The following is a 14,755-nucleotide window of genomic DNA, read 5'->3' as shown; positions in this document are numbered from 1 at the left end:
CGGAAGCTGAGAAGTCACACCACGTCGAACGTCACCGTGACCGGTGCGTGGTCCGACCATCGCTTGTCGTAGCTCGGGGCCTTCTCCACGTAGGCGTCGACGCAACGACTCGCCAGGCCGGGCGTTGTGCACACGTAGTCGATCCGCCAGCCGGAATCGTTGTCGAAGGCTTTGCCCCGGTAGGACCACCACGAGTACGGCCCCGGCCCTTCGGGGTGCACCCGGCGAAGGGCGTCGACGTAGCCGACCTCGTCGAAGACCCGGCTCAGCCATTCGCGCTCTTCGGGCAGGAACCCGGCCGATTTCCGGTTGGCCTTCCAGTTCTTGAGGTCGTCCTCGCGGTGGGCGATGTTCCAGTCACCGCACACGAGCGCTTCCTTGCCTTCCGCCTCGGCTCGCGAGCGCAACTCCACCAGGTACGGCAGGAACTCCTTCATGAAGCGTTCCTTCTCGTCCTGCTTGGGAGTTCCCGCATCGCCGCTGGGCAGGTAGAGGCTGCCGACGATCAATCCCGGCAGCTCGACCTCGGCGTACCGGCCGCTCTCGTCGAACTCGGCCGACCCGAAGCCGATCCGGGTGGCGGATGGCTCGGCGCGACTGTAGACGGCCACGCCGCTGCGCCCCTTGATCGAGCTGGGCGCGAGCAGCGTGTGCCAGCCCTCCGGCGCGCGGGCGGCGGTGGGCAGCTGCTCGGCCTCCGCTCGGGTCTCCTGCATGCAGATCACGTCGGCTCCGGTACCCGCGAGCCATTCCAGGAAGCCCTTCTTCGCGGCGGCACGCAGCCCGTTGACGTTCACGGTCGACACAGTCAGCACGCGGCAGAGCGTAACCAGCGGCATGTCGATCTCCGTGGCTCCCCCGACCAGCGGACATGGGTTTGACACGCGGCCGCCGAATTGACCACGAGCACCGATTCGTGTCGGATGGCACCTCGTGTCCACGCCTCCGCGGCGGGCACACCTGCCCACCCGGCAGGTTGCCCACCCGGACGCGGGATCATGTTCCACCTGGGTGCGGCGAGCGCGTGCCCATCGAGGCGAGACCCGCCCACACACGCCGAACGACCAGCAGCACGAGAGGAAAAAGTTGATCATTCAGCTTTCTTTCCATCCGAATGGTGTTCGACCCTCGCCCATCCGGCCCACCGATCGTTTAGACTCCGCCGCGGACAACGGAGCGTGTGTTGACGACGACTACGGGTCAGCAAGAGTGATCGGCATGACGCAGGAGGCCACGAAGTGACCACGGATGGTGCCGCAGTCGGCGGCCCCACCGCTCGTCGACTGGTGCTGGGCAGTCAGCTGCGCAGGCTCCGCGAATCCCGGGGCATCACGCGGGAGGACGCGGGCTACGCGATCCGCGGCTCCGGCTCGAAGATCAGCCGGCTCGAACTGGGACGTGTCGGGTTCAAGGAACGCGATGTCGCGGATCTGCTGACCCTCTACGGCGTCACCGACGAGACCGAACGCCAGTCCTTCCTCGACATGGTCCGGCAGTCGAACCAACCCGGCTGGTGGCACCGCTACAACGACCTGGTTCCCAGCTGGTTCCAGGACTACGTCGGCCTGGAGGAATCCGCGTCCCGGATCCAGACCTACGAGATTCAGTTCGTGCCCGGGCTGCTGCAGACCGAGCGCTACGCCCGCTCGATCGCCAGCCAGGGCAGGCCCGAGGCGCAGGACGACGAGGTCGAGCGCCGGGTCCGGTTGCGGATGCAGCGGCAGAAGCTCTTCTCCCAGTCGAAGGCCCCGCGCCTGTGGGCCGTGATCGACGAGGCGGTGCTCCACCGGCCGATCGGCGGTCACGACGTCCTGCGCGAGCAGATCGACCATCTGCTGGAAGTCACCAGACTGCCCACAGTTTCGCTCCAGGTTCTGCCGCTGGAACTGGGACGTTCCTCCGCCGAGGGGGCGTTCACCATTCTCCGGTTCGCCGAACCGGAGATCCCCGACATCGTCTACCTGGAGCACCTCTGCGGGGCGCTCTACCTGGACAAGCCGGAAGAGGTCGAGCTCTACAGCAAGGTCAGCCACCGGCTGGCCGTCGATGCCCTCACTCCCGAAGCGACCAGGCGAACCCTGACCGAGGCTCGCCAACGGCTGTAGCTCAGCTCGGGCACCGCGAAGCGGCCCGGCCGGCGCACACACCCACCCGGCACGCCCGCCCACCGCCGCGCACACCCACCACCACGCACGCCCACCGCCACGCACGCTCGGACGACCTCGCACCCACCGGGCCCGACACCAGCGTGAATCCGCCACTGGTGCGGAACGGGCGCCATACGGTCAGCTCCTGTTCGGCGAACCGTGATCGAATCGTGGCCTTCGACTTGGAAACTGTCCGAGGGCATGTTCCGGCCGATCAGCCCTCCTGCGCCGGAACGTGCAGTTCAGGCAGTCACGCAGGGCCACCATCCGCATGATTCGGACGAACGGTCCTCCAGCGAGGCGTTTTCGACTTGATCAGGGCCAACGGATCTCGACACCACTGTTCGGACCAAGCCGCGAACACCACGTTCCGCCAACAGCACGCGCACAAGCACAAGCGAATGCACGTGCATTCACGCTTGCATTGACCCGTGTTATGTTGCTTGCACGTCCGGGTGCACGTGCATCGGGACGTTGCAACAACAAGTCGGGGAAGGCTGGGGTTTCAATGCCTGAGATCCAGAACGGGATGTCCGCACTGCAGCTGTCAGGCGCGACGTGGCGGAAGAGCAGGTACAGCGGCGCGGTGGGCAACTGCGTCGAGGTGGCATCGCTGATGGACGGCGAGATCGCCGTGCGCAACTCGCGGTACCCCGACGGTCCGGCCCTGATCTACACCCGAGACGAGATGGCCGCGTTCCTCAGCAGTGCGAAGGACGGCGAGTTCGACGACATGGTCGTCTGAGCTTCCCGCACCACTGCTCGACAGGAAACCCAATCGCGCACAACCCCGGTGGCGTCATGAACGAGATTACCGACGGACTGCAAACCCTGATCGCCCGCGACTTCCAGTTCGCGCACCCCCGTGACTCCGAAGGCGGCCTCATCGCCGTGGTCGGCATCCGCGCGCACCACGGCGTCATCGACATCGTGCAGCTCTACGGCGAGGACGACGCCGACGCGGCCCGCGTCCCGGCCGACGAGCCCGATGTTCTGTTCCCCCGCACGGTGCTGTGGCGCACCACGGGCACCTCGCGTGAGGCCATCGCCGCGATGCTCGAACTGGCGGACCCCGTCGTCGACGAGATCAACTCGCAGGCCAGGGGGTGCTGGGTGCCCACCCACGCCGGACGCTCCAGCTGGCTGGCCGCTTCGGCCTGATGAGCGAGGAGCGGCAGACGAGAGTCCACAACGGACTCCGCGTCCTGCCGCCCCGGTCGCCGGTTCCGGACGGACAGACCGCGCGACCTCGGCGGATCATCGAACACGCCGCCGAGCGGTGAAGTGACCGGGGCCACGGGCACCCCCAGAAAGCCCGCGGCCCCAGCACGGATGTTCCCCGACGCTGCATTCGCCGAGCTTCCGGCTCGCAGTCGCCCTGCCGCCAGAGAACACGAACTTCGTTCATCATATTTAGCCGATCGGCACGCTGAGGTCAAAGCGTGACCGATCATGACGCGTCCGCCAGAATTCCGTTCCCGACCATGGCGATCCACAAGGGCTGCCCGGACCGAGGGCGTGACCGTCCGAAACGGACCTCCCCAGCCGCCTTGCTCCTCTGGCGAACGTTCGTCGGCACGCTCGTGCACGCAATCCGCCGGCACCGACAGCGCCGTGCCAACAGAACAGTGCCCCGGCAACAGCGGCCCTGGCCGCTGTTCCCGGGGCACTGAATTCGCCGTCAGCCCTTCGTGGTGGCCCTAGTGGCCGCCGACGAGCTCGCCGGTGAGTCGTCCGTGCATGGTGGCGCTGCCCTCGTTCAGGCCGATGATCTCCACCGACTTGCCGCGGTCCTGGTACTTGGTGGTGATGGCGTCGAGCGCTGCCACCGTGGAGGCGTCCCAGATGTGCGCGTCGGTGAGGTCGATGATCACCGTGTCCGGGTCACCGGAGTAGTCGAACTGGTAGACGAGGTCGTTGCTGGAGGCGAAGAACAGTTCGCCGGTGACCGCGTAGACGACCTGGGTGCCGTCCGGGTCGGTGATCGCGGTGACGTCGACGAGGTGGGCCACCCGCCGGGCGAAGATGACCATCGCGGTGATGCTGCCCACCACGACGCCGATGGCGAGATTGTCGGTGGCCACGACGATGCCCACGGTCACGAGCATGACGGTGGTTTCCCCGGTCGGCATCCGCTTGAGCGTGTTCGGGGCGATGCTGTGCCAGTCGAAGGTGCCGAAGGCCACCAGCACCATGACCGCCACCAGCGCCGCCATCGGAATGTCCGAGACGACCGGGCCGAAGGCGATGCACAGGATCATCAGGAACACACCGGCCAGGAACGTCGACAGCCGGGTGCGCGCCCCGCTGGTCTTCACGTTGATCATGGTCTGGCCGATCATCGCGCAACCGCCCATGCCGCCGAAGCAACCGGTGACCACGTTGGCGATGCCCTGTCCGATGGATTCACGGGTCTTGTTCGAATGCGTGTCGGTGATGTCGTCGACCAGCTTCGCGGTCATCAGCGACTCCATCAGCCCGACCAGGGCAAAGGCGAACGCGTAGGGCGCGATCGTGCTCAGCGTGTCGAGGGTGAACGGCACCTCGGGCAGGCCGGGAACCGGCAACGACGACGGCAGCGAGCCCTTGTCCCCGACGGTCGGGACCGCCACGCCCGCGGCGACGGTCAGCGAGGTCAGCGCCACGATCGAGACCAGCGGGGCCGGGATGACCTTGGTGATCCGGGGAAAGAACACCATGACCAGGAGTCCGACCGCGAACAGCGGATACACCGCCCACGGCACGCCGACCAGCTCGGGCACCTGGGCCATGAAGATCATGATCGCCAGCGCGTTGACAAAGCCGACCATCACGCTGCGCGGCACGAACCGCATCAGCTTGGCAACGCCCAGCGAACCGAGCACGACCTGGATCAGGCCACCCAGAATCACCGCCGCGACCAGGTAGCCGAGGCCGTGCTCGCGAGCGAGCGGGGCGACCACCAGAGCCATCGCCCCGGTCGCCGCGGAGATCATCGCGGCACGACCACCCACGATCGAGATCACCACGGCCATCGTGAAGGACGCGAACAGCCCCACGCTCGGATCGACACCGGCGATAATGGAAAACGAGATCGCTTCGGGGATGAGCGCCAGCGCGACGACGAGACCCGCGAGGATCTCGGTGCGCGCGACCTTGGGCGAGAGCCACGCCGGCCGGTTGCCGCGCAGCCGCGCAGGCGGCAGCGAAGAGGAAAAAGACACGAAACAACCTGACATGCTCGGGCGCCGCAGGACGGCGCGACGTGATCGCCGCATCGGCGCGGCGGAAGGCACAGTGGAATCGGGACGCTCCCGTCCCGAAGCGCCGTCAGCGGTGACGGCGAACTGGCTGGGTCAGGTCACAACATCCTGCTCGGCATCCGCATGGATCGCTCCTCGGCTCGCGATTCGGCCGGGGGCGTCGGTGACCCCGGTGGGCCACGGCGCGCTCGCCGCGACCAACCGCAACTCTTCCCTTACGTTAAACGAGACCTTCGCTGTGCACCCAACCCGCAGCGACGAATGAGTGCGGGATCACTCCCAGGCTCGCCCGCACCGGCGACTGCGGCGCCAAGGCAACCTGCCGCGGGCGGACACCAACCGAGAACACGCCCGGTGGATCGTGCGGCCGGTTCGCCGAGAACGCTCAGCGCGAAGGCGAACGCGTGGTGTCGAGGTGGGCGCGGAGCGTGTCGGCGAACTCCTCGGCAATGCGCAGTTTGGCCCGCAGGTCCTCGCAGCGCTGCTCGGCGGTCTCGCTGAACTCGGTCAACCGGGCGACCGGATCAGCCACCTCGGGACTCCCCTGCACCGGGTCGAGGATGGCCAGCAGGTCGCGCATCTCGTCCAACTGGAAACCCAGCGGCTTCATCCGCTTGATCAGGTGCAGCCGATCCACGTCCGGTTCGGTGTAGAGCCGGAAACCACCCTGGCTGCGCGCGCTGGGCACCACCAGCCCGACTTCCTCGTAATACCGGATGGTGCGCAGGGACAGCCCAGTGCGCTCGGCCACCTCGCCGATCTGCATCCGCTCGCCCACACCGAATCCTTTCTTCGCCCCGACCCCCACCGTAATGGACGAGCGTCCCGTCGCTGCACGCCCGCTGGGAGGGCTACGGGCGTGACCACGGCACGTGACGCACCACCGGCCCGCCCAGTCCTCGTCGGCAGACAGACATCCGGGCGGTTGCCCGGCGAGCTCCACCGCTCACCGGGCAACCGCCCCAGTTCGATTCGCCGCTACCGGCGCTCGGTCAGGGAGTGGCTCGACGAAGAACGAGGAAACTCCCGGCCGCCGCGACAGCGGCGAGCAGGGCAGGCCAACCGACGGCCAGGCCGAGCGGGCTCTGCTCCGCGAACCAGCTCCCGACGACCGCCCACTTGTGCTGCCAGGTCACGAGGATGCCCGCGCCGCCGAAGACCACCAACGATCCGAGGGTCAGCGCGTACACCCCGTTCGCGCCCCATCGCTTGGAGATCGAACCGATGAACAGGCCGAGGAAAGCCACCGCCATCATCGGGGTCATGTAGCTGAGGATCTGCAGCAGTGGGTTGTCCTGCCGCAGAAACGGCACGCCGAAGAACGTCAGTCGGACGCCCCAGCCGCCGGTGGCGCTCTCCACGAGGCCGAGCAGGTAGATCATGGTCGCGAAGACGGCGGACTGCACGACGGCCAGCGCCGAGGTCGCCGCGTAGAAGGTTCGGCGGGTGACGCTCAACCCCATGGTGAACGGGAGGTACTCCCGAACCGCGACCAGGAAGGCGATGAACACGAAAACGTAGACGGTGACGAGCCCGCCGGTGGTGTTCGCGCCTTCATCACCCTCGATCAGCGAGAAGATGACCACGTTGATGCCGAACGAGGTCGCGAGGATGAGCCAGGGCAACGCCAGTGAGCTGAACCAGCAGAACAGTTGGATCCGGGCGACGTTGACGATCCGATTCATGACGAGAGCTCCTTCGCGGTGGCGCCGTCCTCGATCGGCGTGGTCGTGTGCACGATGAGCTGTTGCAACGAGACCGGCTCGAGAGCCAGACCGAGCGAGCTCGCGCGTTCCTGCTCGGATGCGGAGAACACGCCCCGAACCGTCACGCGGGCGGTGTTGCCGAGCTGCTCGCGACGGAGTAGCCGGTGGGCGGCGGTGAACTCGTCGGCCGCCGCGGCGGGCCCGCTCACCGTCACGGCTCCACCACGGAGGCGCTCCGAATCGTCGTCGATCAGGACGCGGCCCCGGTCGAGCACCACGACGTGTTCGATGAGGTCGCTGGCCTCGTCGATCAGGTGGGTGGACAGGACCACGGTGCGCGGGTTCTCCGCGTAGTCGGCCAGCAGCCGGTCGTAGAACAACTGCCGGGCGACCGCGTCCAGCCCCAGGTACGGCTCATCGAAGAACGTCAGGGGTGCGCGCGATGCGAGGCCGATGATGACGCCCAGCGCGGAGAGCATGCCGCGCGAGAGCTTCTTGACGGGTTTGGCGGTGGGTAGCTGGAAGTCCTCGATCAGCGACCGCGCGAAGTCCTCGTCCCAATTCGGGTGGAGTAACCGCGCGGAACGGAGGACCTGACGCACCTTCATCGCATCCGGGTACTTCTGGCTCTCCTTGATGAAGCAGACGCGGGAGAGCACCGAAGCGTTCTCCCGGGGCTGCTCGCCGAAGACCTCGACCGCACCGGAACCGGGGAACTCCTGGCCGGTGAGGATCTGCATCAGGGTGGTCTTGCCCGCTCCGTTGCGGCCGAGCAGGCCGGTGATCGTGTTCTCCTCGATGGCGAATCCGACCTGATCCAGCGCGGTGGTGTCACCGAACCGCCTGGACACGTCATGAACGCGGACAACAGCACTCATGCCGGCTCCCCCCAGTTCTCGATCATGCTCTTGATCTCCTCCGTACTCATTCCGAGCTTGTGCGCCTCGCGCATCAGCGGTCGCAGGTACTCGTGCGCGAACTGCTCGCGATGCTTGTTCTGGAGCTTGGCGCGCGCCCCGGCGGCGATGAACATCCCGATGCCCCTCCGCTTGTAGAGAATCCCGTCGGCGACCAGCTGGTTGATGCCCTTCGCGGCGGTCGCCGGGTTGATGCGGTGGAACGCGGCCAGCTCGTTGGTCGAGGGAACCTGCTGCTCCTCCTCCATCGTGCCGTCGACGATCGAGTTCTCGATCTGCTCCGCGATCTGCAGGAACAGTGGTCGCCCCTCGTCCATCACGACGCCGCCTCCGGCCCCGGATCAGGCATCCACGCCGTGTGGTGCTGCCGTGCACACCCCCGACGGGAGCACGGAAGCCGACCAAACCGGCTCGTTGGTTCATTAGTCATGTAACTAACCATGCAACCAAAGAGGCGTGGAAGTCAACCGGCGTCCGATCGCGGCCACTCGAGTGACGCGGGCAACCCGACTCGCCCGAAACGCGTGAAACAGGCGGCGCCCCACCGATCACATTGGGGCCTGGGGACTCAGCACATCGCGGTCGCCGTCCGCCCGAGGAGGGCGAACGGTGTACCCGAACACACGGAGGTCAGGTTTGTCCGCATCGAAACGACGTCTGCGCCCGGCCCGCACCCTCGCGGTCGCTTCCGGAGCGCTCCTCGCGATGGGAACGATCTTCGCCGGAGTCGGCTCCGCCAGCACGCAGGACGGCCCGTCGACGATGGCCGAGCCGTGCCAGGAAGGCTGGGTCTGCGTCTGGGACCAGTCGAACGGGCAGGGCAACCGCGTCGACTTCTACCAATGCGCCCTGGAAGACGTGCGTGCGCACGGCCTCGACCGCGTCGGGTCGTACATCAACAACCAGTACGACGGCACCGTCACCACGTTCAGCGGGCCGGATTCCTCCGACCCGAGCGGCCCGTGGTCCGAGCAGTACACCTCGACGGCCTTCGACATGAGCAGCCACGACCGCGGCCACCTCACCTACGGCGTCCAGGTCTGCTGATCAGGACTCTCGGGCGGTGACGCGAACCGCCCCGCCCGGGGCTCGCGGAAGTGTGATCCCGTCGGCGCAATGCCGACCGGATCACACTTCCTCCACGGCGTCCCATACCTTTTTGGACAGTGCGACTCGAACACCGAGCACACTTCGGATCGGTTGGGGCGCACCAGTTTCAGCAGCAACACCGTTGCGCCGTCGATACTCGATCAAGGGACGGTAGCCGCGAAGGCTAGGCCACCTCCCGATGAACACACACCGTCTGTCCAATTTGGATGTGACAGAAGGGCAGGTTGGCGGCGCGGAGTGCACTCGCGGCTGGACCGGGCACCACGCGCGGTACGAACAAGCCGGAGTGGCAACATCCTGCGCCCGGAAGCGGAGAATCACCGAAGGCCGGGCACTGGCGCTATCGGGCCGGAAAGCAGAAAGCCCGCAGCCACTGGTCAGTTTCTGCGGGCTCGCGAATTCGAACCATCGTCGAACCGGTGCGCGATGCTGGGATTGAACCAGCGACCTCTACCGTGTCAAGGTAGCGCTCTCCCACTGAGCTAATCGCGCCGGGCCGCCCGTAAGCGGCTGCGGACAAGAATACCGCAGGCCCGATCACGCTCGTGCACCCCCTCGCCCCTCACACCTCGCGCTCGAAGGTCACCAGCATGCCCTCGACTCCGCCGGGCCCGAAGCGTCCCTTGACGTCGGCTCCGGTGATCGACTTGAGCCGCCAGCCCTTCGCCGCGTGCTCGTTGAGCAGTTTTTCGAGCTTCTCACCGGACATCTTGCCGCCGAAGAGCTTCTCCCTGATCTCGACGACCTTGTACTCGTACGACATCACGCCTCCTGCGCCACGCGTCTCGTGCACATCCAGTCTTCCGAACCGATCTCGCCCCCGCCACCCGCGAACAGCGGCACCGGACACGAAAAACGCCACTCCCACTCCGAATTCGGAGCGAAAGTGGCGTTCGTGCCGCGGAGAAGATTCAGCGGTTGGCCATCTTCTTCTGCAGGTTCTCGTCCAGCGACGCCAGGAACTCCTGCGTCGTCTGGTAACCCTGGTCGCCGCCGACCAGCATCGCGAGGTCCTTGGTCATCTTGCCGCTTTCGACTGTCTCGATGACGACCTTCTCCAGTGCGTCGGCGAAACCGACGACGTCGGGGGTCGAGTCGAGCTTGCCGCGCTGCTGCAGACCACGCGTCCACGCGAAGATGGAGGCGATCGGGTTGGTGGAGGTGGGCTTGCCCTCCTGGTGCTGGCGGTAGTGCCGGGTGACCGTGCCGTGCGCGGCCTCGGCCTCGACCTTGCCGTCCTCGGTCATCAGCACCGAGGTCATGAGGCCGAGCGAACCGTAGCCCTGCGCCACGGTGTCGGACTGCACGTCACCGTCGTAGTTCTTGCAGGACCAGACGTAGCCGCCTTCCCACTTCATCGCGGTGGCGACCATGTCGTCGATGAGCCGGTGCTCGTAGGTCAGGCCCTTGGCCTCGAAGTCGGCCTTGAACTCGTTCTCGTAGACCTCTTCGAACACGTCCTTGAACATGCCGTCGTAGGACTTGAGGATCGTGTTCTTGGTGGACATGTACACCGGGTAGTTGCGCTCCAGTCCGTAGCGGAACGAGGCCCGCGCGAACTCTTCGATGGAGCGCTTGTAGTTGTACATGGCCATTGCCACGCCGCCCTCGGTCGGGAACTGCGCGACCTCGTGCTGGACCGGCTCGGAGCCGTCCTCAGGCGTGTAGGTGATGGTGACCGTGCCCGGACCGGGAACCTTGAAGTCCGTGGCCTTGTACTGGTCACCGTGCGCGTGACGGCCGATGACGATCGGCTTCGTCCACGTCGGGACGTAGCGCGGAATGTTGGAGATGACGATCGGCTCACGGAAGATGACGCCGCCGAGGATGTTGCGGATGGTGCCGTTCGGGCTCCGCCACATCTTCTTCAGGTCGAATTCTTCTACTCGAGCCTCGTCGGGGGTGATGGTGGCGCACTTCACGCCGACGCCGTGCTTGGCGATGGCGTTGGCCGCGTCCACGGTCACCTGGTCGTTGGTGGCATCCCGGTGCTCGATGCCGAGATCGTAGTAATCGAGGTTGATGTCCAGGTAGGGGTGGATCAGCTTGTCCTTGATGAAGGACCAGATGATCCTGGTCATCTCGTCGCCGTCGAGTTCGGCGACCGTTCCCTGAACCTTGATCTTACCCATGTGGCGGGGTGCTCCTCTCGCGAGAATGCAAGCGGTACAAGCGTACTGCTATCAGTCTGGATTGTGCCGCCCACCCACTCGTTCCAACAGGCCCCAGTGAAAAAACCCCTCTTGATTCGTCGGCCGAGTTCTGGGCGACGGCGGCCCCGGCGAGGCCCGTATCGCTGCGCGCGGGTGCGGTGGAGCCCGCCCCACACCCTCAGCGTCCCCCGATAGGCTCACTCCGCGCAGGTGGATCTTGGAGCGGACGGCTCGCCCACCGCGTCGGGAGTGCGGGCCGGACCGGTCCGAGCGGCGAAGGAGAGGGGCCAATGGCCACGGGACCGACACACGCCATAAGTGGGCTCGCCGCTTGGGCGGCGGTGACCTCACTGGCGGGCTCCCACACGATAGGTCAGCTCTCGCCCAAGACCTGGGTGGTCGGGGCGACGCTGGCCTCCGGCGCCGCGCTGCTCCCGGACATCGACCACCCCAAATCCACCGTGGCGAGCACCTTCGGCGGCATCTCGCGCGGCTTCTCCGCCGCGATCAGCGGACTGAGCGGCTTCATGTACCGGCTTACCCGCACCAAGCGGGACAGCGACCGCGAAGGCACGCACCGCGGGTTCACCCACACGGTGGTTTTCGCGATCATCGCCGGTCTCCTCACGACCGCGATCGTGCAGAGCAGCAGCGGGACCGCGCTGGGCATCCTGATGTTCACCTTCGCCGGTCTGGCCGTGCGCGGCATCATGCACACCTGGTGCCCGCGCAAGGACGCGGTGCTGATCACCGTGGCCTCGCTCGTGCTGACCGTCGCGTGTTGGATGTGGGCGGGCGACCAGCCCACCGACGCCGCCGCGTTCGGGGTGGCCGTGATGATCGGCTGCGTGGCGCACTTCATCGGCGACGCGATCACCGAGCAGGGCTGCCCGATGTTGTGGCCGATTCCGCTGGGCGGCAAGACGTGGTTCCCGGTGGCCCCGCCCAAACCGATGCGGATCACAACCGGCGGGCGGGTCGAGATGATGCTCATCGGGCCCGGTCTGACGCTGGCAGCCGTGTTCCTCAGCGCCGCGGTGCTCTACCGGGTCGGTGCCGCTCCGTGGCTGCACGAACTGGACCTGCCGCCCGCCGTCATGGAATGGATCATCCCGGATTCCGCACCGATCCCGCCTGACGGCTGAGCGACGCGGAGAAAACCGCCCGATCGGGACCCGGGGCAGATCCACTACCTCTAGGCTCGCTGGTCGACACCGAGGAACGGTGCCGAGTTGAACCCCGGAGGGAACATGCGAGCCCGAAAGCTCTTTGTCGGTGTGGCACTGGTGCTGCTTGCCGGACTTTCCGCGTGTGGCGAGGTGCAGGAGGCACAGGAGGGCGTGCAGCAGGCCAAGGACCGCGTCGACCAGGCCCAACAGGGCCTCGACAACGCATCCGCCTGCACGAAGGCCCTGGAGGTCACCAGCTTTACCCCGGACTTCTCGGACGTGGAGAAGGCCAAGGCAGATTCGCAGGCCAAGATCGACGAGATCTCGGGATTGGCCGAACAAACCGCCGATCAGACCCTCCAGGAGAACCTCGTGGCGGTCCAGCGGTCCCTCGAAAAGGTCACGGCGGGCGAAGTGACGATGCAGAACAGCCTGGATTGGACCCAGCAACACCTCGACAAGACCTCGGAGGTGGCTTTGACCTGCGGAAAAATGGTGGAGTAGGCGGCGGGCCAGCCGGATTCACCTCGAAAGTGCCTGACTCGCCTGCTGCATGACGTGCGCTGCGTCACCTAGCCTTGGGCTGCGGAGGTGATGGGGATGAAGGCAACAATCGGCGACCAACTGCACGTGCACAGCCGGACTGTCGAAGAAGCCGACCGCACCGGCGTGATCCTCGAGGTCCGCGGCGAAGATGGGGCCCCGCCGTATCTGGTCCGCTTCGCTGACGGACACGAAGGGCTCGTCTACCCCGGCGGGGACTGCGTGGTCGAAGAACAGCGCAAACCGCAGGGAGCTTGAGTCCGATGGGCGGGCCGATCCGGTCCGCCCATCCTTCGCGCCCGTCCTACTCGGCCGGTCTTCTCGGCCGGTCTTCTCGGCCGGTCTTCTCGGTCGCCGATCGGCACCGGGCGCGTCCGGCGCACCGCTCGGCTCGTCCCGGCCCGCACCGTTCACCGGTCGCACCGGATGGTCGGACTCGCGGCGAACCCCGTCTCTCGTGACCTGCGGTGATCGGCTGCGGCCCCGGCGTGGTGGGATAGGGGCGAAGCTGAACTGGTTTCCACCACATGGTCAGATGTCACACTGATCGTCAACCCAACTCGCCTGTTCTTTAGGGTGAATCAAGGGTCAGATCGTGTGACAAGGAGGCGGTGACGTGCTGCGAGAAGATCGGGAATCGAACCCCCTCGCCGATCTTTCGGCGCTGCTCGGCGGTTCCGCCGGCGTTTCCGTAGCGCTGCCGCCCGGAGAACTGCTCGCCGAGCAATCCACCCGAATCGACGGCGACGCCCCGAAGCCGCTGTGCTGGATCAGCGACGAGCCCCCGCCCGCCCAGCTGATCGCCGCGCTCCGCGCCGACCGGAACTCGGGGCTCTGGCCACTGCTGCTCTGCGACGACAACGAGGTCTACGGCGAACGCTGCACCGTCGGGGTCGTGCCGCCCGAACCCCGGGAGCACATCGACCGCTGGAACGCCGCCGACGTCATGACCCGGATCTGGGACGGACTCTGCCGATCCGACGACGGCATCGAACCCGCCTACGACCTCGACTCGCTCGAACCGTTCCGGGACGTCTGCCCCGGCCTCACCCGTCCGGGCAACCTGCTCGCGGACCCCGACATCCTGGCCAACCAGCAGACGCACCGGTTCATCGATCACGAAACCCGGCTCGCGCTCGTCCCCGCGCAGCACGGGGCCGACGTCCTAGCGGTGCTCGGCTGGTCCGGGGCGGCCAACCACGTGTCCCGCACAGCCGGCTTGTCGGCGATGCTGCGCAGCTGGGAGAACAGGTTCGGCGCGCGGCTGCTGCGGCTCGGGCCCGACAGGGTCGACGTGAGCGTGTCCGCGCCCCCGCAAGAGGCGGAACACGCGCGGGCCGTCGCCGCCGAGCACTGGGCGTTCTGCCCGGATCGGATCATGCAGGAGTCCGGCAGCCTCATCGACCACGCGAACGAGATCCGCGGCCGCCGTACCTGGTCGTTCTGGTGGGATTGAGCGGCAGCGCTAGACCGACTCACCGGTGATCGTCACGGAGACCGCCGCGATCAGCAGGCCGAGTCCTCCGAAGAGAAGCACGTCGACGACCCGGCTGCGCACACCCAGCATGCCCACCCGGTCCTCGGGCAGCATGGCGCGGAGCAGCGCGGCCAGCATCAGCGCACCGCCGATCAGGACCGTGCCCTCCCGCCAGTGCCGCATGCCGACCCACACCAAGCCGCTCAGCACCACGAACGCCACCAGCACGAACGGCACGTGCACGGACATGCGCGATCCACCCGCGGATCGCTCGCTCATGTCGCTCCTCCT

General features: G+C 66.8%; 17 protein-coding genes and 1 tRNA gene. 8 read left to right on the top strand and 10 right to left on the bottom strand.

Annotated elements, in window-relative coordinates; all coding sequences use genetic code 11:
• Nucleotides 1-14 precede the first annotated feature (14 nt).
• On the bottom strand, nucleotides 15-815 hold the full coding sequence (locus ACYVAN_RS18655; RefSeq protein WP_460961336.1) for an exodeoxyribonuclease III: 801 nt from the start codon (nucleotides 813-815) through the stop codon (nucleotides 15-17).
• Between the two features lie 423 nt (nucleotides 816-1,238).
• On the opposite strand from ACYVAN_RS18655, the gene ACYVAN_RS18650 reads away from it, so the two are divergent.
• The 3 genes from ACYVAN_RS18650 to ACYVAN_RS18640 all read left to right on the top strand — a co-directional run bounded on the left by ACYVAN_RS18650 (nucleotide 1,239) and on the right by ACYVAN_RS18640 (nucleotide 3,308).
• A complete protein-coding gene (locus ACYVAN_RS18650) occupies nucleotides 1,239-2,105 on the top strand; it encodes a helix-turn-helix domain-containing protein (protein WP_460961334.1) in 867 nt (288 codons plus the stop codon).
• Nucleotides 2,106-2,655: 550 nt separating this feature from the next.
• Complete coding sequence (locus ACYVAN_RS18645; protein WP_460961332.1) at nucleotides 2,656-2,892, top strand: DUF397 domain-containing protein; 237 nt, start codon at nucleotides 2,656-2,658, stop codon at nucleotides 2,890-2,892.
• A 56-nt stretch (nucleotides 2,893-2,948) separates the two neighbouring features.
• Entirely contained in the window at nucleotides 2,949-3,308 is a 360-nt protein-coding gene (locus ACYVAN_RS18640; protein WP_460961330.1) for a hypothetical protein, read from the top strand.
• A 539-nt stretch (nucleotides 3,309-3,847) separates the two neighbouring features.
• Here ACYVAN_RS18640 and ACYVAN_RS18635 read toward each other — a convergent pair.
• The 5 genes from ACYVAN_RS18635 to ACYVAN_RS18615 form a co-directional block, all read right to left on the bottom strand.
• The gene (locus ACYVAN_RS18635; RefSeq protein ID WP_460961589.1) at nucleotides 3,848-5,317 is read right to left on the bottom strand and encodes a SulP family inorganic anion transporter; all 1,470 of its coding nucleotides are present in this window, start codon (nucleotides 5,315-5,317) and stop codon (nucleotides 3,848-3,850) included.
• A gap of 457 nt (nucleotides 5,318-5,774) precedes the next feature.
• Entirely contained in the window at nucleotides 5,775-6,167 is a 393-nt protein-coding gene (locus tag ACYVAN_RS18630; RefSeq protein ID WP_460961328.1) for a MerR family transcriptional regulator, read from the bottom strand.
• A gap of 214 nt (nucleotides 6,168-6,381) precedes the next feature.
• Nucleotides 6,382-7,074 (bottom strand): hypothetical protein, encoded by a 693-nt coding sequence (locus tag ACYVAN_RS18625; RefSeq protein ID WP_460961326.1) that lies wholly within the window; start codon nucleotides 7,072-7,074, stop codon nucleotides 6,382-6,384.
• On the bottom strand, nucleotides 7,071-7,973 hold the full coding sequence (locus ACYVAN_RS18620) for an ABC transporter ATP-binding protein (protein WP_460961324.1): 903 nt from the start codon (nucleotides 7,971-7,973) through the stop codon (nucleotides 7,071-7,073). Before ACYVAN_RS18620 ends, ACYVAN_RS18625 begins: the two co-directional genes overlap by 4 nt.
• Nucleotides 7,970-8,329 carry a GntR family transcriptional regulator gene (locus tag ACYVAN_RS18615; protein ID WP_460961322.1) on the bottom strand — a complete coding sequence of 120 codons (360 nt, stop codon included), beginning with the start codon at nucleotides 8,327-8,329 and terminating at the stop codon, nucleotides 7,970-7,972. Before ACYVAN_RS18615 ends, ACYVAN_RS18620 begins: the two co-directional genes overlap by 4 nt.
• Nucleotides 8,330-8,648: 319 nt before the next feature.
• Between ACYVAN_RS18615 and ACYVAN_RS18610 the strand changes: the two genes are divergently transcribed.
• On the top strand, nucleotides 8,649-9,059 hold the full coding sequence (locus tag ACYVAN_RS18610) for a peptidase inhibitor family I36 protein (protein ID WP_460961320.1): 411 nt from the start codon (nucleotides 8,649-8,651) through the stop codon (nucleotides 9,057-9,059).
• Nucleotides 9,060-9,542: 483 nt separating this feature from the next.
• Here ACYVAN_RS18610 and ACYVAN_RS18605 read toward each other — a convergent pair.
• From ACYVAN_RS18605 to ACYVAN_RS18595, 3 genes are all read right to left on the bottom strand, one after another.
• Nucleotides 9,543-9,614 (bottom strand) — tRNA-Val (locus ACYVAN_RS18605).
• Between the two features lie 70 nt (nucleotides 9,615-9,684).
• The gene (locus ACYVAN_RS18600; RefSeq protein ID WP_460961318.1) at nucleotides 9,685-9,885 is read right to left on the bottom strand and encodes a DUF4177 domain-containing protein; all 201 of its coding nucleotides are present in this window, start codon (nucleotides 9,883-9,885) and stop codon (nucleotides 9,685-9,687) included.
• 148 nt (nucleotides 9,886-10,033) lie between these two features.
• A complete protein-coding gene (locus ACYVAN_RS18595; protein WP_460961316.1) occupies nucleotides 10,034-11,254 on the bottom strand; it encodes an NADP-dependent isocitrate dehydrogenase in 1,221 nt (406 codons plus the stop codon).
• Nucleotides 11,255-11,565: 311 nt separating this feature from the next.
• Between ACYVAN_RS18595 and ACYVAN_RS18590 the strand changes: the two genes are divergently transcribed.
• From ACYVAN_RS18590 to ACYVAN_RS18575, 4 genes are all read left to right on the top strand, one after another.
• Entirely contained in the window at nucleotides 11,566-12,420 is an 855-nt protein-coding gene (locus tag ACYVAN_RS18590) for a metal-dependent hydrolase (protein ID WP_460961314.1), read from the top strand.
• 105 nt (nucleotides 12,421-12,525) lie between these two features.
• The gene (locus ACYVAN_RS18585) at nucleotides 12,526-12,948 is read left to right on the top strand and encodes a hypothetical protein (RefSeq protein WP_460961312.1); all 423 of its coding nucleotides are present in this window, start codon (nucleotides 12,526-12,528) and stop codon (nucleotides 12,946-12,948) included.
• Between the two features lie 96 nt (nucleotides 12,949-13,044).
• Nucleotides 13,045-13,245 (top strand): DUF1918 domain-containing protein, encoded by a 201-nt coding sequence (locus ACYVAN_RS18580; RefSeq protein ID WP_460961310.1) that lies wholly within the window; start codon nucleotides 13,045-13,047, stop codon nucleotides 13,243-13,245.
• 358 nt (nucleotides 13,246-13,603) lie between these two features.
• On the top strand, nucleotides 13,604-14,443 hold the full coding sequence (locus tag ACYVAN_RS18575; protein WP_460961308.1) for a DUF4253 domain-containing protein: 840 nt from the start codon (nucleotides 13,604-13,606) through the stop codon (nucleotides 14,441-14,443).
• Nucleotides 14,444-14,452: 9 nt separating this feature from the next.
• On the opposite strand, the gene ACYVAN_RS18570 is transcribed toward ACYVAN_RS18575, so the two are convergent.
• Nucleotides 14,453-14,743, bottom strand: a complete 291-nt coding sequence (locus ACYVAN_RS18570) for a DUF3017 domain-containing protein (protein ID WP_460961306.1) — start codon at nucleotides 14,741-14,743, stop codon at nucleotides 14,453-14,455.
• Nucleotides 14,744-14,755: the final 12 nt, after the last annotated feature.

Source organism: Parasphingorhabdus pacifica (assembly GCF_054779195.1).
Note: the sequence above shows the minus strand (reverse complement) of the source record. Positions and strands in the feature narration are given on the sequence as shown.

What these genes read in the sequence shown, in the direction of transcription:
- ACYVAN_RS18645 (WP_460961332.1), top strand. Translation starts at nt 2,656, where the DNA reads ATGCCTGAGATCCAGAACGGGATGTCCGCACTGCAGCTGTCAGGCGCG.
- ACYVAN_RS18640 (WP_460961330.1), top strand. Translation starts at nt 2,949, where the DNA reads ATGAACGAGATTACCGACGGACTGCAAACCCTGATCGCCCGCGACTTC.
- ACYVAN_RS18625 (WP_460961326.1), bottom strand. Translation starts at nt 7,074, where the DNA reads ATGAATCGGATCGTCAACGTCGCCCGGATCCAACTGTTCTGCTGGTTC.
- ACYVAN_RS18620 (WP_460961324.1), bottom strand. Translation starts at nt 7,973, where the DNA reads ATGAGTGCTGTTGTCCGCGTTCATGACGTGTCCAGGCGGTTCGGTGAC.
- ACYVAN_RS18615 (WP_460961322.1), bottom strand. Translation starts at nt 8,329, where the DNA reads ATGGACGAGGGGCGACCACTGTTCCTGCAGATCGCGGAGCAGATCGAG.
- ACYVAN_RS18600 (WP_460961318.1), bottom strand. Translation starts at nt 9,885, where the DNA reads ATGTCGTACGAGTACAAGGTCGTCGAGATCAGGGAGAAGCTCTTCGGC.
- ACYVAN_RS18595 (WP_460961316.1), bottom strand. Translation starts at nt 11,254, where the DNA reads ATGGGTAAGATCAAGGTTCAGGGAACGGTCGCCGAACTCGACGGCGAC.
- ACYVAN_RS18590 (WP_460961314.1), top strand. Translation starts at nt 11,566, where the DNA reads ATGGCCACGGGACCGACACACGCCATAAGTGGGCTCGCCGCTTGGGCG.
- ACYVAN_RS18585 (WP_460961312.1), top strand. Translation starts at nt 12,526, where the DNA reads ATGCGAGCCCGAAAGCTCTTTGTCGGTGTGGCACTGGTGCTGCTTGCC.
- ACYVAN_RS18580 (WP_460961310.1), top strand. Translation starts at nt 13,045, where the DNA reads ATGAAGGCAACAATCGGCGACCAACTGCACGTGCACAGCCGGACTGTC.
- ACYVAN_RS18570 (WP_460961306.1), bottom strand. Translation starts at nt 14,743, where the DNA reads ATGAGCGAGCGATCCGCGGGTGGATCGCGCATGTCCGTGCACGTGCCG.